Source organism: Rhodoferax sp. PAMC 29310, assembly GCF_017948265.1.
Classification (GTDB): Bacteria; Pseudomonadota; Gammaproteobacteria; order Burkholderiales; family Burkholderiaceae_C; genus Rhodoferax.
In genome coordinates, this window is the sequence record NZ_CP072852.1 from 429,976 (window position 1) to 448,435 (window position 18,460).

Annotated in this window: 14 protein-coding genes, 2 pseudogenes and 1 riboswitch; of the genes and pseudogenes, 4 read left to right on the forward strand and 12 right to left on the reverse strand. The window is 54.6% G+C overall.

The features are described from left to right. Positions 1-16 precede the first annotated feature (16 nt). The 12 genes from J8G15_RS01960 to J8G15_RS02015 form a co-directional block, all read right to left on the reverse strand. Positions 17-601 carry a GspH/FimT family pseudopilin gene (locus J8G15_RS01960; RefSeq protein WP_210545692.1) on the reverse strand — a complete coding sequence of 195 codons (585 nt, stop codon included), beginning with the start codon at positions 599-601 and terminating at the stop codon, positions 17-19. Then, entirely contained in the window at positions 598-1,092 is a 495-nt protein-coding gene (locus J8G15_RS01965; RefSeq protein ID WP_210545695.1) for a type IV pilin protein, read from the reverse strand. Before J8G15_RS01965 ends, J8G15_RS01960 begins: the two co-directional genes overlap by 4 nt. Then, positions 1,089-5,750 carry a pilus assembly protein gene (locus tag J8G15_RS01970; RefSeq protein WP_210545697.1) on the reverse strand — a complete coding sequence of 1,554 codons (4,662 nt, stop codon included), beginning with the start codon at positions 5,748-5,750 and terminating at the stop codon, positions 1,089-1,091. Before J8G15_RS01970 ends, J8G15_RS01965 begins: the two co-directional genes overlap by 4 nt. Before the next feature lie 16 nt (positions 5,751-5,766). Next, a complete protein-coding gene (locus tag J8G15_RS01975) occupies positions 5,767-6,297 on the reverse strand; it encodes a PilX N-terminal domain-containing pilus assembly protein (protein ID WP_210545699.1) in 531 nt (176 codons plus the stop codon). A gap of 76 nt (positions 6,298-6,373) precedes the next feature. Next, the gene (locus tag J8G15_RS01980) at positions 6,374-7,342 is read right to left on the reverse strand and encodes a PilW family protein (protein ID WP_240538410.1); all 969 of its coding nucleotides are present in this window, start codon (positions 7,340-7,342) and stop codon (positions 6,374-6,376) included. Positions 7,343-7,431: 89 nt separating this feature from the next. Next, on the reverse strand, positions 7,432-8,073 hold the full coding sequence (gene pilV, locus J8G15_RS01985; RefSeq protein ID WP_210545703.1) for a type IV pilus modification protein PilV: 642 nt from the start codon (positions 8,071-8,073) through the stop codon (positions 7,432-7,434). Between the two features lie 103 nt (positions 8,074-8,176). Then, positions 8,177-8,626, reverse strand: a complete 450-nt coding sequence (gene nrdR / locus J8G15_RS01990; RefSeq protein WP_210545705.1) for a transcriptional regulator NrdR — start codon at positions 8,624-8,626, stop codon at positions 8,177-8,179. An 11-nt stretch (positions 8,627-8,637) separates the two neighbouring features. Beyond that, entirely contained in the window at positions 8,638-9,882 is a 1,245-nt protein-coding gene (gene glyA, locus J8G15_RS01995; RefSeq protein WP_210545707.1) for a serine hydroxymethyltransferase, read from the reverse strand. 46 nt (positions 9,883-9,928) lie between these two features. After that, positions 9,929-10,059: riboswitch (ZMP/ZTP riboswitch) on the reverse strand. Positions 10,060-10,104: 45 nt separating this feature from the next. Beyond that, on the reverse strand, positions 10,105-10,908 hold the full coding sequence (locus J8G15_RS02000) for a lytic transglycosylase domain-containing protein (protein ID WP_210545709.1): 804 nt from the start codon (positions 10,906-10,908) through the stop codon (positions 10,105-10,107). Between the two features lie 344 nt (positions 10,909-11,252). Next, a complete protein-coding gene (locus J8G15_RS02005; protein WP_210545711.1) occupies positions 11,253-12,329 on the reverse strand; it encodes a glycine betaine/L-proline ABC transporter ATP-binding protein in 1,077 nt (358 codons plus the stop codon). Further along, positions 12,322-13,209, reverse strand: coding sequence for a proline/glycine betaine ABC transporter permease (locus J8G15_RS02010; RefSeq protein ID WP_210545713.1), 888 nt, complete (start codon positions 13,207-13,209; stop codon positions 12,322-12,324). The genes J8G15_RS02005 and J8G15_RS02010 overlap by 8 nt, the downstream gene beginning before the upstream one ends. Before the next feature lie 5 nt (positions 13,210-13,214). Beyond that, positions 13,215-14,273, reverse strand: coding sequence for an ABC transporter substrate-binding protein (locus J8G15_RS02015; protein WP_210545715.1), 1,059 nt, complete (start codon positions 14,271-14,273; stop codon positions 13,215-13,217). A gap of 242 nt (positions 14,274-14,515) precedes the next feature. Between J8G15_RS02015 and J8G15_RS21910 the strand changes: the two genes are divergently transcribed. The 4 genes and pseudogenes from J8G15_RS21910 to J8G15_RS02035 form a co-directional block, all read left to right on the forward strand. Continuing rightward, entirely contained in the window at positions 14,516-16,015 is a 1,500-nt protein-coding gene (locus tag J8G15_RS21910) for a methyl-accepting chemotaxis protein (RefSeq protein ID WP_304621853.1), read from the forward strand. A gap of 42 nt (positions 16,016-16,057) precedes the next feature. Continuing rightward, positions 16,058-17,287, forward strand: a complete 1,230-nt coding sequence (locus J8G15_RS02025; protein ID WP_210545717.1) for an IS256 family transposase — start codon at positions 16,058-16,060, stop codon at positions 17,285-17,287. Positions 17,288-17,321: 34 nt separating this feature from the next. After that, positions 17,322-17,606 (forward strand): annotated as a pseudogene (locus J8G15_RS02030) (transposase); the annotation flags it as partial. A 38-nt stretch (positions 17,607-17,644) separates the two neighbouring features. Further along, a pseudogene (locus tag J8G15_RS02035) lies at positions 17,645-18,244 on the forward strand (methyl-accepting chemotaxis protein); the annotation flags it as partial. Between the last annotated feature and the right edge of the window lie 216 nt (positions 18,245-18,460).

The window sequence follows — 18,460 nt, forward strand, 5'->3', positions numbered from 1 at the left end:
TTTGGAAAATGGAAAGTTAAAAAGCGGTACTTGAGGCACTGCACTCAGAGTCAGTGCTGTTTTTGGGTGTGCAAATACGTGCACGCCCCGTCGATGCAATTTTCAGCCGCCGAATTTCAGCCCATTGGGCCGTTCCGCTGACATCGTTGCGCTTGATTTCAAAGGTGCTAGCCCCGAATCCGCCCGAGGTGGTCTTTGAATAGCCTGACGCGTCGTACATGACGTAGGGGGCGGTGCCAGAGGTAGTTCCATTGCCACTGATGGTGAAATAGCTTGGCTTTGCGTCGCCAGAGAATATGGCTATATCCTGCGCGGCGTCATAGGCTTGGTTTCGATTTACGTCAACGAATACAACCCAACCGCCATCCCAATCAGTGCCAACGGCAGGAACGACCATCGCATTCATACCGCGCTTCATGGCCTCGCCCCTTGCTGCGTTGACACTGGCGAGCAGCGTATTGGCAAATGAAGTTAACTCGGAATTGCGCTGATAGGCCGTAAAACTGGGTACAGCCACCATCATCAGAATGGCGGCCAACGCAAGTGTCACCATCAACTCAATAAGAGTGAATCCTTTGATATGACTTCGGCGCGTTGTCATTTCCAACACACCGTTGGCTTGGTGCCCGTGCAGGTCTTTTGCCCGGTGCTGAGGATCTGCAAGGTTGCCGCTTCGGCGTCTGCTCTCACTGGTGTTGCCTCAACCACCACGCATTCGGCGATCGTCGTGGCTGCGCAAGCCGATGCAGACAAAATGTAGGCTGCTTGCCCAAGGTTTTCTCCTGAAAAAACCTTGAACGGGACGGCAGTGGCGGTAACTCCACCGCATGCGGTGCCTGGTGAAGTGGCGGTGGCAACCCCCGCAGAGGTGGTTGTGAAGCCGAGGTAGCAGTTTGTTTGCGTCATGTACCGCTCTTGCTGCTGCAGCAACTCAGTGAGTGCGGTGCGGCCCTCCGCTCGTTTGCCTTTGAGGATTGAATTGGTGTAGGCAGGGTAGGCCACGCTGGCAAGTATGGCAACGATGGCAACCACAATCATTAGCTCAATCAGCGAGAAGCCTCGAAGGAGCTTGTGTTTTATTTCGCTCGTCATTTCAGGTCCCTGTAGTTGTGGATTTGTCGCCAACTCAAGCGACCCACCGCAATCGAATTAGTGGTCGTGCGGCCAACAGCCAAGCCAGACGAACCCTGTTGCAATACTTGTTGTGTCACCGTTCGAATGCGTCGACCGGTACTGTCGCTCATCGTTTCCGTCGTCGCGCCAATTACATTGGCAACCAACGGTTCTCCTAATATTCCCACGCTGGACGATACAGATGAGCCTACGCCAGACAAAATTTTCATGGTGTATTGGTTTCCACCCCCAGTCGACACTGAGCAACTTGCGGATGATCCGCCACCTGGAATCAAGCTGCCAAAGACCACTGAATCTCCAGCCAATGTCGCGCTGCTGATTTGCCGCTCACCTGAAGCGGCATAGTCAAAGTACCAACCAGATCGAATAATTTCGGTGTTGATATCTGTGGTGGCACGTCCCATGGTGAAGGCCCCAACACTAATTGAACCAGCCGTAGTGGCGGTCGCGGCAGTGCTTGTTCCTTGTTTGAGCCTGAGTCTGCCACTGATGGCGCTGGCCCGTGTAGCTCCGCTGGTTAGCGTGTCCATTAGCGTGCTGTCGGTGTCATAGACCATGTAGAAGGACGCTTGACTGGTCGATGTTTTGTCAGCACTTTCAAGGTACTTTCCTGTGCCAAAAAGGATGTTCTTTGAACCCGTTACTGGTCCGTTTGCAATGCTCGGTGCCATGGTGATCGGCTGCACAACACCTGCTCCATCCTTGGCAATGAACAAGGGGTAGGGTACCGTGCTTGATCCGCTCCCTGTTTTGAATGGCGACAGCTTGTTGATATTCCAGTCCCCGCTACCAACCAATGAAAAATCCAATTTCCAGAGGTTGCCATGCAAGTCCCCCATGTAAATTTGAGAGACTTCCCGCGCGGTTCCCAATGCGGCCTTGAAGTTGATCAAACCAGTCGGATTGCTGGCGGCCAATGTGGCGTTAACCGGCAAAGAGACTTTGAAGTAATTGGATCCGAGTGACCATGCCGCGCTCGCTGGCTTGCTCAAGTCGAGCAAGAATAGGGTCGGTTGACCCGATCCAAAGTTGCCACCAACCGACGTGACGTAGTTGTTGGCCCCGCTACCCACTAGGGCAAACCATTTGTAGGTGGTTGTGGTCGCACCAAAGGCGCTGGTGCGCATTTTTAGAATTTGAGGACGCCCAATGACGTAGCCCATGTCTTGATCGTCGACATTCGTGAACTCCCACATGACTTTGGATGCGGAAAAGGCGGTCGGATCCGTCACGTCCAGTGCAAACACACCTTGTCCGCCATTGCCGGTGCCAGAGACCAGCACCGTCTTCCAATCCAGTGCCGAGGATGAGTTCAGTATTTCGGCTTCAGAAACCGTAGGCGTGCTATCGACGTAACTTTGGTGAGCGTTGACATAGGACGCGGCAGTCAAAGCTGATAGTTTGGGGCCCATCCAGCTGGGAATGTATGCGAACAGCTCTTTCCCACTCGTCGTATTTCCACTGGTGGCATCAAATGCATGGAGCATACCGTCGTTGGCACCCACGAATACAGCGGGTGTCCGGGAGGCATTGGCTGCATAAAAGCTTGCATAGGTGCTAGATGTAATGCTGGTGGTAGGTGCGCCAGAATACGCGACACCACTGTTGATGATGTCACCCAGCAGGCTATTGCGCTTGCGAAAGGGGTTGCTCTCTTTGGATTTGTCGCCGCGCAGGTAATTCAGTCGGTCAGATCCCAACCCGTCGCTGCTGCTTGAAGGGCTGACTTTATTTAAATCTGTTTGCAGGGCGGTTTCAATGTTGAGCCACAGGAAGTCGACCGCCGATGGGCTGCTGGTGGCGCCTCTGTTGCCCACCACGATGTTTCGACTGGTGGCCGGGGATGCCAGCGCGTTCAGTTTGTCAGCAGCCTTCCAGGTTGGCGTGGTAGCAATGCTGACGACGTTCGGGGGGGTGGCGGTGCTGGCAGTGACTGTGACTGCGAAGGACATCAGATCTCCACTCCAGTCCGTGGTGTCAAAGGCGCCTTGAAAAACGCTATTGCCCGCTTGGGTGAGGTTCTGGGATTGAATGGCGCTTCCCGCGATACTGCGCGCGGCCGTCGCGGCGCGACTGAAAATATCGTCGAACGCGCTCAATACGCCTCGGGCGTTGCTTTGAAGGAAGTAGGTGTTGGCCTCGCCTGGTCTCCCAACCTTGGGGTCGGTGTCCTCCCAGACGTATTTGTCAACCGTGCCATCGTCTCGCTTAAAGGGGTTGCCCCAGGTGTTGTAAGGCGAGCCCGTCGAATTTGATGCATCAGCTTCAAAGCCGCCATATTTGGCTGCCATGAACAATTGATTCGACGAACGACGGGTAGCCGCATTGTTGGAGCCGCCATACTCATTCACGTCAAACATAAACGTCTTGACGCGAAGGCCGGGCCGTTGTTTGGCAAGCCCTCCGGTGCCCGTCCAGTCGGTGCCACGAATGTCGTGGGTGTGCGCCCAGTACGCTGAACCCATGATTTGGCTCGTCGTTGTGCTGGTTGGTACGCTGTTATTCGCGCCATTGGGATTGCCACTTGTCCGTGTGACACCTTGGCCATCTACATAGGTTGTTGCAGCGGTGTTTGCTTCAAAATTTCGAACAGTGGTTCGCCAGCCGCTGATGTCGGGGATGTTGTTGGCAATGTCGGTCGTTGGAAGCCGGTTGCCATCATGGGTGTTTTTGTCGCCGATCACCACAATATTGCTTTTGAGGCAGGAGTAGTTGGCTGTGTTGGATCGGCTATTGCCATACGGATCTGTCCACGAAGTACTGACGGGAAAGCCGTCATACATATCAGTGGTAATCCCGCTGACTGCATCCGCGCTAGGTTGTAACCCCTGCAAATAGCGCAACGTTTCGTAGTGCAATTCACCAATCGGGTCAAATTTTTTGTACCGTCCGCGGACTGAACCGGTTCGGCCAAACTGGTTGACATAACTCACAACACCACTCAAATAGCTGGCGCTGCAGTCTGCACCTGCGGCACAGGCCACTGTGGTGTTGTTGTCCGGGTTGGGGTAGAAAACGCCAGTAACTGGATTCCACTCCTGGTTCGGGTTTCCGCCCGACGCAGTGTTGTCTGCGCCGTTAATGTCAAAGGTTTTGGAGCCCACGTACTTGATTGGTGCACGCAAGACGCCACCGTATCGGCCGGCACTGTAACTGGCCGTTTGGTCCAAAAGATATCCGAATGCGGCCAAGCGAAGTTGGTCACTGTATTTTTGAATGGCACCGGCCGGTTTGTAATTGGGCTGAGGGGTGGTGGCACCATCCGAATATTTTTTGCAAAAATCGTAGTCTCGGTTGTCCTTGAGCGCATAGGTGCTGGGGTTGCGGTCGCAGACCTGAACCCGGGAAAAAAAGTAACCGTCGGAGTTGAGCCCAGAAGTCGACGCCGGCACCCAGGTGCTGCTGCTGTCCGCATTGCGGTAGTAACATTGCTTTCCAACCCCGCTGAGTGGGTCGCCAAAAACCGCATTGGCGCATGAGATGCTGCCCGTTGCATGCGTGTAGTACCAGTCGTTGTTGGCGCCGTAATAAATGCGTTTGATGGTTCCTGCGGGCAACACGCAAGTTCCTCCTTCATTGGCGCAAAAAGTAGTATCACTGGGGAGCGACGCGTTGAGTTTTGTGATACCAGCGGTGTCAATTTGAGAGGCACCTGTCGCAGAACCCAGTGTGTAGCCTCCGAACCCGCTGGATGAGTTCCCCGATTTGCTCGTGCCAAAGTAGATTCGATTCAGTGTGTTGGCGATGAAAATGTCAGAGCCGCCCGCCGCAGACACCATTGAACTGGGCACGGCACCAAAGAAACTAACCCCAGAGACAAGGGCCGGTGACGGAGAGGTGGCTGATGTAATCGCGCGTGAGCTGCCATTCGCGTAAAGGCGCTTTGCGGGAAAGTTATTGCTGTTTCCCATCGCGATTGGGTTTCCGTCGGGAATCAGGGCCCGCTGCAGAACGGTCAATGTGGGGGTGTCGATCACCCTGTCGCCACCGGTCAACGACAGGCGCAACATGTCGATGGCGGAGCTGGACGCCCAGTTCAGGAAGTTGCCACTAAAACCATCGTTGACCGTCGTGCTACTGGCCGGCGTTGTACCGTCGTCCTTTGTGTAACTGGTGCTGTTGTTCCAGCACATTCGGGTGGTTTTAGTCGGCTGAGTTGTGCTGGCCGTGGCCAGGGCAATAGCTGGTCCACGACGCACAAAACGTTTGTAAGCCGCGGCTTGCCCGCTTGGCGCGCCAGTGCCTGCATCGTCATAGGTGTAGCAGCTCTCCGCGTCGTAATAACCAAGGTATTCACGGTCGCTGGAGTAAGTGGGGTCGTCGCTTGTGCCAATGTTGTCCGGATCAACATACTGCGCACCAACCGTTGGAAACTCCACAGACAAGGCCAACGCCAAAACGGGTTTGTCGCCAGCCGTTGCTGCATACAGAGGATCAGAAGACAACGTGATGGCGGGGATGGCGGGCGCTGTGGTGCCGCTGATCGCTACAAAAGAAACAACTGCGACAGCTGGAATCAATAGCCACGCGAGGTTTGGACGCAGAAGCCCTGAAAATTTGGCGAATTTCCCCTGGAGCCCATTGTTTGAGGAGCTGATGTGATTTTGAGTGCGCATTGAATTGCTCCTGAAGTTACTGGCGGTAAACCATTTGCAAAAGCGCTTGAATGTCTTCGCGCGGGCCAAACCCCATGGCCGTGACACGGTACAAAAAGCTTGGATTAGACGCATCGCCCATTGGGTCCGGTACCAGTTCAATGATGTAGCGCGGGGCCTTGGACGGTTGGATGCCAACGCCGCCAGCAGCAAAGGTTTTTCCTGTGAACGTTCCCAGTGCTGTGGTAGCAGCGCCTGTCCCGGTGGTTTCAAAATTAACAGTGAGCCACGCCGGTTTTCCCGCAGTCGGCAGACTGCAAAGACCCACTGATTGGCCGGACGCGCCACACCCAGACACAAACTGAATCGCTTGCTTGCCATCAAACAGGGCGGCTCGCGTCGATGTTGGGTCGATCATGTCAAGTTCCGCATCAATTAATGCCGCCTCAGCGGCTTGCCATGCAACCAACTGATCTCGGTCATTTCTCGCGCCGCGTTCGCTCATGAGCGAAATTTGCGCTCCTGCCACGCCCAGTAACGAAATGATCACCAAGATCAGCATCACCATAATTAGTGAGGCTCCGGTTTGGGCTTGAATGGAATTAGCCCCAGGTGATCGGGAAGGATGAATAGTTAGTTTCACTTCAAAGCCCCTGGTCGTTGCGCAAATGCACGGTGAAAGAGAGGGTTTGGCGCAGGCGGCCGTCTATTGCAGGCGTAAATACAGTGCCGGGGTCCAGCGCAGAGGCTACTGTTTGGGCCATGGCCAAGCCGGCTGTGCCGGTGCTGGATGGTTTTGCTGCGCCAAACGGATAGTAGGTAGCAGATGTTCTGTCTATCGCGGAGTTGGCCGGCCCCCGAAGCACCATTCCTATTCGAATGCTGCGAACGCGGCGCCAGTTGTCGTTTGTAGCCACTGCATTTCCCGCTACGGTGAGTTGATCGGCTCGAAGATAGGCGTCAGGCACCGAGTCTGTGGCTGTTGTGGGGGCGGCACCTGCCGTGACTCCATCTGTGCCGTAGAGGATCTGGAAATTCTCGACGCCTTGTACGATGGGTTGTGTCGTGATCGTCCCACTAGCTGGGTTGATCCAAGTGCACATTAAGGCCGGTTCACCAACGCTCACTGCAACGTGAATGACGCTTTCCCGTCTGTCGTATCGGCTAATGGGGATCGCTGTGACTCCATTGCCGGCACAGTCAATCATCGAACCGTCCGCCACCCCAGATCCAGGAAATGTCTCCACGCCCTGGTATCGCAAGACCAGCACATCGCTGCCATACCCAGCAACCGAAGTCGACCGTGCGTTGGACGCGTGTGTTGGATCGGTAGAGTTGATCAGGGCGTTATTAAATCCAAAGACATTCGAGTCTGGGTTGGTGGCCAAACCTGTGACAGCGGTTGTCGGCAGCGTGGTGGCCGCGTATTGAACGTCTTTGTAGCCGCTTTGAACAACCATACGCTGAAGCAAGTCTGCGGCGAAGCGTCCGTTGTCGCGAAGTTGAGCGGAGGCATCGACTGCGCTAAAACCTTGGCGTGTAACAGTCAGTGCGGCGATGGCTGCCAATGCGATCAGCATACTAATGATCAGCGCGACAAGTAACTCAACCATTGTTAGGCCAAGTTGAGCCGATCGTTGAGCAAGCTTTTGACCGCTTGGCAGTGGTAGACACTTTCTTAAATGAAGAGTCGATGAGCAAATCATGTTGAACTCCCTGGAGTCACTGGCAAGACAACCAGAGGCGTCGTCGCTCTTTCGAGCCCCGCAGCAGAGCTCTGAGTTCGATCTGTAGAGCTACGCGTCCATCCAATCTTCACGACGAGCACGCCACCGGTGTTGCTGCAAGCCCATTGCGGCAATCCCCCAGAGGTAAACGGTGTTGAGTCGAAACAAATATCAACTCGGGCACCAGGCAATTCAGCGTCAACCCGGGACAACCATTCCGTCATTTGAGCATTGGCGACATCAGTGGTGCTGGTACAAGCAGTCGTGGGCGATGCATTGAGGCAGTATGACGGTGTGCCGACCACGAGCGGAGATGTCGAGAATGACCCAATATAAGGATTGTTGACTGTCAGTATTCCGATATTCTTGTTTCCACGAATGGTTTCAGCTATTTCGCGGCCCAAGAAGACTGCGGCTGACTGCAGGCGAGCCTCTCTGTTGGCCTGAAGTGACGCAGCTTGCATGCCCACCATTCCGAGCAAGCCAAACGACAGCACGACAATAGATACCAGAACTTCAACCAATGAAAATCCGGCATTGTGCGAATAACTGAACAATGCCTTGTTCTTCCAATTGTTCGGTTGCCGGCGCTGATGTAGAAGGTGGAAATGTTCCATGCCCAATGATAGGCCTATGGGGCTCTGTATGGCGGTTTAGGCTGACCGCTCGTCGCCTCTGAGCAGCCGTTAGTCAGGTAATACCGGTGCCAGGGGCAAAAGTCTACCGCCCTACCTCATCCACCAGCGTTTTGAAGTCATCGATGTCTTCAAAGCTTCGGTAGACGCTGGCGAATCGGACATAGGCGATTTTGTCGAGCTTTTTCAGCTCCATCATGACCAGTTCGCCTATTCGGTTTGAAGCGACTTCGCGAGCGCCCAGATTGAGAAGAGTCTCTTCAATTCGCTCAACCGCATTGTCGACCTGTTCAGTGCTGACTGGTCGCTTGCGCAGCGCCAGTTTCATCGAGGCCAACAACTTCGGACGCTCATACTCTATCCGGCGACCGTCTTTTTTGACGATCGCTGGAAAAGTGACGTCGGGGCGCTCATAGGTCGTGAAGCGTTTTTCGCATGCACCGCATTGGCGTCTGCGGCGGATGAAGTCCCCATCCTCAGCGATTCGTGTCTCCACCACCTGGGTTTCGGAATGGCTGCAAAAGGGGCACTTCATAGGGCGTGCGTTTAGCCGTAAACCGGGAAGCGAGCTGTCAGGGCATTGACCTTGGCCCGGACCGCATCGATATTCGCGCTGTCTCTCGGATTGTCCAGAACGTCCGCGATCAAATTGGCGGTGATGCGAGCTTCTTCATCTTTGAAGCCGCGGGTTGTCATGGCCGGGGTGCCAATTCGCACACCGCTGGTGACCATTGGCTTCTCAGGGTCGTTGGGGATCGCATTTTTGTTGATGGTCATATGGGCAGAGCCGAGAACCGCCTCGGCTTCTTTGCCGGTAATCCCCTTGGAGCGCAGGTCAACCAACATGACATGACTTTCAGTGCGACCGCTGATGATGCGCAGCCCACGTGAAACCAGGGTTTCAGCGACGATGCGGGCATTTGTCAGTACTTGTTGTTGATAGACTTTGAAGTCCGGGGCGAGTGCCTCTTTGAATGCAACGGCCTTGGCCGCAATCACATGCATGAGGGGGCCACCTTGCAAGCCGGGAAATATGGCACTGTTGATGGCTTTTTCGTGTTGCGACTTCATCAGGATGATGCCACCACGGGGGCCGCGCAGGCTTTTGTGGGTGGTGGATGTCACCACGTCTGCATGTGGAACTGGGTTAGGGTACAGGCCTGCAGCAATCAGGCCAGCGTAGTGGGCCATATCCACCATGAAGATGGCGCCTACGTCCTTGGCGACCTTGGCAAACCGTTCGAAATCGATGCGCAAACTAAATGCAGATGCCCCAGCAATGATCAGCTTTGGCTTGGACTCATGCGCCTTGCGCTCCATGGCGTCATAGTCAATGTCCTCCTGCTCATTCAGCCCGTAGCTGACGACATTGAACCACTTGCCGCTTATGTTTAGTGCCATGCCGTGCGTCAAGTGACCGCCTTCAGCCAAGCTCATACCCATGATTGTGTCGCCAGGCTTCAGGAATGCCAGAAAAACGGCTTCATTTGCAGACGCGCCGCAATGAGGCTGCACATTGGCGGCTTCGGCTCCGAAAATTTGTTTCACGCGGTCAATGGCCAGTTGCTCGGCCACGTCAACATATTCGCAACCACCGTAATAGCGCTTGCCGGGATAGCCTTCCGCGTACTTGTTGGTCAGCTGGGTGCCTTGCGCTGCCATAACAGCGGGGGATGCATAGTTTTCGCTGGCAATCAGCTCGATATGGTGCTCTTGGCGTGCGTTTTCGGCTTGAATGGCCGCGAATAGCTCGGGGTCAGTTTGCTCGATGAGGATATTTCGGTTGAACATGGCAGTCCTTTGAGACGGTCGGCCTGTGAATCATTTTGAATGAAACCAGGGCTGCCCAGGCGAACGGCTGATCGCACAGGCCCTATGGCCTTGTGCGGCACGCTCCCCCGTGGTGTTCCCACTTCAGTACTCAAACCCTATTTGGCCAAGCACCTATCGCCAGTCGCGTACTCGCCGAGTTTAACTGACCATCGCGGCGGTGCGCCGGGTGGTCGGTAGGTGTCAAGAGTTGAGCGGGGCGGACATTTCGGCCGGAATGTCTTTGACCAAAACCGGAGCAGGTGAGGTTGAAGGCTCCACTTGCTGAATGACACGTCCAGTTGCGATTAGCTCTAGGCGTGCGTATTCAGCCATGACTTTGGCAGCATAGCCTCCGTCGTTATCCAAGTTGGCGGCGCCGACGTAATAGCGAAGTCCACCTTGGATAGAGCCTGCACGCTTGATACAGTCTTCGAGCACTTTCACGCCGACGCGCAAATTGGACAAGGGATCGAAGGCTGCAAACTTGCCGCCAAAGTTCTCATATTTCTCACTGTGAATCGTGGTCATGACTTGCATCAACCCTTGTGCTCCCACGTGGCTTTGAGCAAATGGGTTGAAGCCTGATTCAATGGCCATGACCGCCAAAATCAGGGTGGGGTCAATTTTGGTTCGTTGGCCTATTTGGTAAGCCTCGGATACCAGCGCGCTGATGGGTTCGGGGGCGACCGAGTATTTCTTGCTTAACCAAAATGCCACTGCGGCTTGTCGTTTGGGCAGGTCGCGTGGGTTGCTTGCAGTCGCACGTTCAATCGCCTCCACCTCGGTAGGCAGGCCAGTGAGCTCGACTTGGCGGGTCTGCAACCAACTAAAAAGCTTGACTTCACCTATCTGGCGTAGCGCTGGCTGCGCAGTCAAGGCGATGGCTGCAAAAATCACAGTCAAGCCAATCAGGGCAAAACTGCTATGTGTAATTTCAAAGAATCCGCGGGCGATGACTGATGCGAGTGATCGCAGGCCCACTGTTACTTTTTCTGACGCGTTCATAGAACTTCCTTTGTTCGCGCGGGGTGCAAGTTTGAACTGATTCCAATTCGTCACTCACAACACCTCGTTTGAGTTAGTACGCGTTCAATATCCTGCTGGTTGTTTCATGCGTTATGCAGAGAATTGAGAATGCCGGGGTCGGCATCGGGTACGGGTTATCCTTTGATCTTCTCGCTGGGACGGCGGATTCTATGAGGCTTTGATATACCAAGTCAACAATATCAAATGATTTTTATATAACTAGATTTCTCATAAATCAGGTCGATATCAGTGAGGATATAGAGCCTTACTCGTCATGTGTGGGCAAAAAACCTGTCGGTTAGTTGCCCGCTTGTGAGGAAAACCTATTGCAGGCTTTCCGGGTTGGGTGGCACCATGGCAGCAATGATGTCGCTCATGCTGATGGTTCCCATTAGTTTGCCCTTGCTATTGACAACGTTGGCAGCGTCCTTGCCCTCTACGCTGAGCAGTCGTGCGGCTTCCTCAATGACGAGGCTGACGTCGACTGTCGGGCCGTCCACGGCCGCGCCTTGGGTCATCAACGTGCGGCAGCGAATCACGCGGCCACGGTTGACGTCTTTCACGAAGCTGGCAATGTACTCATTGGCTGGCTTGAGAACAATCTGCTGCCCAGTGCCCTGTTGCACGGCTTCGCCGTCGCGCAGGATGGCAATTCTGTCGCCCAGGCGCAGTGCCTCATCCAGATCGTGGGTGATAAAAACGATTGTTTTCCCCAGCTCTTGTTGAAGATCTAGGAGAACAGACTGCATATCGCTTCGAATCAATGGGTCCAGCGCTGAAAACGCTTCGTCCATCAACAAGATCGGGGCATCGTTGGTGAGCGCTCGAGCCAAGCCCACTCGCTGCTGCATGCCGCCGGAGAGCTGATTCGGATAGTTGTCCTCGTAGCCCTTCAGCCCAACGCGTTCGATCCACCGCATGGACGCTTCACGTCGCTTCTTGCGGGCAACTTTCTGGACTTGCAGTCCGTATTCGGCGTTCTCCAGCACCGTGAGGTGCGGGAAAAGGGCGAATTTCTGGAACACCATGGCGGTTTGCTCCCGTCGGAAGCGCTGCAGCTGGTCGTGGTTCATCTTCAGCACATCCTGCTCGCCAGCAAGCAACTCACCGGCCGTGGGGTCGATGAGTCGGTTAATGTGCCTTATGAGCGTGCTTTTTCCCGAACCAGACAAGCCCATCACGACATGGATTTCGCCAGCCGGCATGTCAATGTTGATGTCACGCAGACCCAGCACATGGCCATGATCATCACGCAGCTCTTGTTTGCTCATGCCCTGCCGGACTGCGTCGATGTACTTGTCAGGGGTCGGCCCAAAAATCTTGTATAGATTTTTGATTGAAATCCCGATCGGTGGCTTTGAAACCCCGGCAATCGTTTGTGTCAAATTTGCATCAGCCATGAACGACCTCCAAATGTTTCTGCAGGCGTTTTCCATAGGTTTGAGACACGCGGTCAAAAATAATCGCGATACCGACAATGGCCAAACCATTGAACATTCCCATGGTGAAGTACTGATTCGCAATGGCTTTCAATACCGGTTGACCCAGTCCTTGAACGCCAATCATGGAAGTGATAACCACCATGGCCAGCGACAGCATAATGGTCTGGTTGATGCCCGCCATGATCGTTGGAAGCGCCAGCGGAAGCTGTACCTGAACCATCTTTTGCCAAGTTGACGTGCCGAAAGCATCGGCTGCCTCCAGCAAGTCTGTGTCTACTAAACGTATTCCCAGGTTGGTAAAGCGAATCACCGGCGGAATGGCGTACACAACCACGGCAATCATGCCAGCAACTCTCCCGATGCCTAGCAACATCACCACAGGAATTAGGTAGACGAAGCTTGGCATGGTTTGCATCACGTCCAGCGCCGGGTTAATGGTTTTTTGCAACCGATCCCACCGACTCATGGCAATACCGATGGGCAGGCCTAGGGCCAAAGCAACCACGGTACAGACGAAAATCATCGAAATGGTTTTCATCGTGTCGTTCCACATGCCAAAATAGCCGATCACAAGGAGCGTCAAGACGGTGCCGACAACGATCTTTGTTGACCGTGAGGCCAGCCAGGCGATCAAGGCAATGACACCGATCACAACTGGCCAAGGCGACTGAGTTAGCAGTCGCTCGGAGTACATGAGGAAGTCGCGCAACGGATCAAACAGTCGCTCCAACGTCTCTCCATACTCTCGCGAAAACGTCCTAAAGGTGCCGTCAATAGCCCTTCGCATGGCGCTGAGCTGCTCAGACCCCATGCTTGGAAATTCCTTAAGGAAACTCATAAAGATTAAAGCGATGCCTTGATCTTTGCAGCGACTTCAGGAGAAACCCAGTCAGCCCAGACTTCTGGTTGACCTTTCAGGAAGTGAGCGGCGCCGTCGGCACCAGTCGCTTGGTTGTCACTCATCCATGCGAGCAATTGGTTGACAGTGGCATTGCTCCAGCTGCGCTTCGCCAGGTACTCATAGGCAGGGCCTCCGGCCTTCTGGAAGCGATCGGTCACCACGGTCACAACTTCTGACTTGGCCCAGTCGGTCTTGACTGGTTTGTCGCAATCTGCCTTGGAGTTGCAGTTTTCAAAGCCATCCTTGTCAAATGGAACGCCTGCGTCCAGCTTGACCATGTCATATTTGCCCAAGATAGAGGTAGGTGCCCAGTAATAGCCCAGCCATCCTTCTTTGCGCTCATAGGCCTTTGCAATAGAGCCATCCAAACCAGCTGCTGAACCTGTATCGATCAGGACGAATCCTTTTTTGCCGGCTTCATAGGCTTTAAAAGCATTGCCGGTCGTCAGTTGGCAATTCCAGCCGGACGGACAGTTGTGCAGGCCGCCTTTGCCTTTGTTCTCAGATGACGGGAAGAGCTCGGGGTGCTTCAGGGCGTCGTCAATCGTCTTGATGGTGGGGTTTGCGTCCGCGATGTACTTTGGCATCCAGATGCCTTCGACGCCGCCGTCTTTCAGTGCGGTTGCTGCGTAGTGCAGGGTGCCGGCCTTGACTGCCGCATCCAATGGCTGGCGCACCGCGTTAATCCAAGCCTCAGGAGCGACGTCTGGCTTTCCTTTTTCCATCATCGCGGTCAAGGTCGGCATGGTGTCGCCGGGCACGAGCTCAACATCGCAGCCATAACCTTTGGTCAGAATGATGTTGTCAATGTGAGCCAACACCTCAGCGGATTGCCAATTCATATTGGCAACCGATACTTTGCCACAAGCTTGGGCAGCCGCAGCGACAACCGCTGGCGCAGCCTCTACAGCCACTGGTGCTTCTTCCTTTTTGCTGCAGGCGGCAAGCACCACAACAGTTCCCAGTACGGCCATAGATAGATTGCGAGTTGATGTAGTCATTTTTTCTCCAGTAATTGAACAGGGCGACGCAGCAATTTGCCCCCAAAATTGGGCATTCGAAGTTATCGTATCCGTCTAAATTGGATGGCGCAACGTCAACGTAAATGTCGTCAAAAATTATATTTGATCAAACCTATTATAACGAATGCATATCAATTGTCAAGTACATAACTTTTGGTAATGCGCCGTTTGAGCGTGCGCTGGGGTGATGTGGCTGGATTTCGGCAGAAAAAGCACTTACGATGGCTGCGTCGATTGAAACCTCGCATAGACAAAGCCAACCTTGGATGGGTTCTATGAAAACAGCTCTGCCAACCTCACTTAGCGGAAAAATCATTGCCACCACGGGTGTCATGGTGCTGATAGGGTTGCTGGCGCTTTCGCTGACCAATGTGTTAACTGCCCGAAGCAACGCGCTCAATTCCTTGGGTAGTCAAGTTAAGGCTTTGGCGTACTCGCATGCTGCTGGCGTTGGGGACTGGCTTTTGACCCGACACTTGCTTGTCAGGTCTGTTGCTGCTGCAGCTGATGAAGCAGATCCGCTGCCTTATTTGAAGAAGGCCAAGGTTGCCGGCGACGTCGACACGGTTTACATCGGTTACGCATACAAGAGAACGGCATTCTCAAGTCCTCAAAATTTGCCAGCAGATTACGACCCAACCTCCCGCCCCTGGTATCAACAGGCCGCGATTGCCGCCCAATCAGTGGTGACGGAGCCGTATGTCGATGCTGGCTCCCAAAAGCTGGTGATTACCTTTGCTTCGGCGGTTAAACAGGGCGGCCAAGTCAAGGCGGTGACGGCGGCCGACGTGTTCATGGACAGTGTGGTTCGTAGCATTGCCTCGATTCGCCCGACTCCCGGGACTTACGGTTTTATTGTCTCAAAGGCTGGAAAAATCCTGGTTCATGAGGACGCGGCCATGCTCCTCAAGCCTTTAAGTGAAGTAGTGCCCGCCTTGTCTTCTGGCGCAATTTCCACGATGAGCGGTAGCGGTTCGTTGACTCAGGTGACGATTGGCAGTGATGAGCGATTAATTCATGTCGAACCCATTCCTGGCACAGATTGGTCTTTGGTCATCGCATTGAATCGTGAGGAAGCGATGAGTGGCATTACCGCAATGATGTGGTCATCTCTCTTGGGAAGCGTTGCCGTTGCGCTGATTGCTGTGCTGGTCATCGGCGCATTGCTTACCAAGGTGATGCGGCGTTTAAGCGTGCTCCGAGATGCCATGCAAGACATTGGATCGGGTGATGGTGACTTGACCCTTCGCGTTGAGGCCCAAGGCAGCGACGAGCTGGCGATGATCGGATCTGGTTTTAACCAGTTTGTAGAAAAGACACATGCAGTTTTGAAGCAGGTTCGGCAAAGTGCGGATTCTGTTGCGATTGCCAGCACCGAGATCGCACAGGGCAATCAAGACCTATCCTCGCGCACCGAAAGCCAGGCCAGCGCCTTGCAGGAAACAGGGGCTTCCATGGAGGAGTTGAGTTCGACCGTCAAACAGAATGCCGAGAGTGCAAATCAGCTGGCCATGCGTGCAAGCACCGTGGCTATTCGGGGCGGTGAAGTTGTGGACCAGGTGGTTGAGACCATGAAGGGCATCAATGACAGCTCTCGCAAGATATCAGACATCATCAGCGTCATTGATGGAATTGCCTTCCAGACCAACATATTGGCGCTCAATGCAGCTGTCGAGGCGGCTAGGGCCGGGGAGCAGGAGGGTGTAAGAAGTTTTGTGTAAACGGTTATTTGGCAGGAAACTGCTGTCTTGCATGGAGCCGAGATGACCGTAGAGATGAAACCCTTACCCGCCGAGCTGATTGACGCCCTGTTGGCCGACTACAAAAAGCCCGAAGACCTGATTGGCCAGAATGGCCTCTTGACGCAGCTCACCAAAGCCTTGGTCGAGCGAGCTTTGCAAGCCGAATTGACCGGCCACCTGGGTCACGGCAAGAACCAGTTGGTTGCCAATGAAGCGGGCAACACCCGCAACGGGTGCAGCAAGAAAACGCTCAAAGGCGATTTTGGCCAGCTACCCATAGAAATCCCCCGTGACCGCGCCGGCACCTTCGAGCCCCAACTGATTGGCAAACACCAGACCCGCTGGAGCGGCTTTGACGACAAGATACTGTCGCTGTATGCCCGAGGCATGACGGTACGCGAGATTCAAGGCCATCTGCAGGAGATGTACGGCGCCGAAGTGTCTCCTACCCTGATTTCATCCGTGACCGACGCCGTCATGGACGAGGTCAAAGCCTGGCAGTCGCGCCCCTTGGAGGCGCTGTACCCCATCGTCTACATGGACTGCATTCACGTCAAGGTGCGCGACAACGGTACTGTGCGGGTCAAGGCCCTGTACTTGGCCATTGGCGTCAACCTGGACGGCCTCAAAGAGGTACTGGGCCTGTGGATGGCCCAAACCGAAGGGGCCAAGTTCTGGCTGCAGGTGGTGACTGAACTGAAGAATCGGGGCGTGGCTGACATCTTTATCGCCTGCGTAGATGGGCTCAAAGGTTTCCCTGACGCCATTGAGGCAGTCTTCCCCAAGGCGACGGTGCAGCTTTGCATTGTTCACATGGTGCGTCACAGCCTGAACTTCGTGGGGTGGAAACAGCGCAAGGAAGTCGCCGCGGATTTGCGGCTGATTTACGCTGCGCCCACTGAATCCGAAGCTGAGCGACAACTCACGGCATTCGAGGTCAAATGGGACGATTCCTTCGCTCCGATTGGGCGCTCCTGGCGGCGCAACTGGACACGCTTGATACCGTTCTTTGAATACCCGCCAGACATCCGAAAAGTGATTTACACGACCAACGCCATTGAGTCCGTGAACATGAGCCTGCGCAAAATAACCAAGACCCGCGGCTCGTTCCCAACTGAGGACGCAGTGTTCAAGCTGTTCTATCTGGCACTGAACAACATCAGCCAGAAATGGACGATGCCGATTCGGGATTGGAAGGCTGCTCTGAACCGCTTTACCATTCAGCTTGACGAGCGCATGCCGCGCGTCTAACTTAACCGCCGTTTACACAAAATTCGGGACACCCTCGCGCTCCTGGCGGCGCAACTGGACACACTTGATACCGTTCTTTGAATACCCGCCAGACATCCGAAAAGTGATTTACACGACCAACGCCATTGAGTCCGTGAACATGAGCCTGCGCAAAATAACCAAGACCCGCGGCTCGTTCCCATCTGAGGACGCAGTGTTCAAGCTGTTCTATCTGGCACTGAACAACATCAGCCAGAAATGGACGATGCCGATTCGGGATTGGAAGGCTGCTCTGAACCGCTTTACCATTCAGTTTGACGAGCGCATGCCGCGCGTCTAACTTAACCGCCGTTTACACAAAATTCGGGACACCCTCGGGAGCAGGGTCGGGGTTTTGCGGTGGTGGCGTCCGAGGTCCGTAATTTGGCGGGACGTTCTGCCGATGCGGCGAAAGAGATTAAGGCGCTAATCGTTGCCAGCGTAGAGCGGGTCGAACAGGGTTCTGCTCTTGTTGACCAAGCGGCGGCGACGATGACGGAGGTGGTGAGCAGCATTCGCCGAGTCACTGACATCATGGGTGAAATCAGTTCGGCGAGTCGTGAGCAGGCCATGGGCGTCGCCCAAGTGGGGGAGGCTGTGACGCAGATGGATCAGTCAACCCAGCAAAATGCAGCGTTGGTCGAAGAAATGGCGGCTGCGGCCAGCAGTCTCCGGTCGCAGGCCAATGAATTGGTCCAAGTAGTCGCTGTTTTCAAGTTGGGCACAGATACGCCGGGGCGCGCAGCGTTGCCAGCGGCGGTGCGCTCACACCAGGTCAATGCAACGCCTTTCAAAGGTGCCGACCGTCGGGGCGGTGGAGTTGCAAAGGATGCTGCTGCCCGAAAATCGAGTGCCCATCCATCCGGCGAGCCGGCGCCCGCTGTGGTCAAGAAGGACGCAGCCGGCTCCACCTCGAGTGATGACTGGACGTCGTTTTAGCCTTCCATTGGCCCTCAAACCGCAGTGTTGACACCGTTGATGGGGTGACGTTTTCGTCGTGTGGGATGTCGTCAAAGGGAGTTTTGCCAGGCATTTGGCGCACAGCCATTGCGTGCCCTGCCAAAAGATGATGGGTCGAGTCCTTCCTTTCGTTGCATTTAGCGGCGAAAATAGCGGTTCTGCCCCGTTTTTAATGTGACGGGTGTTTTTATTTTT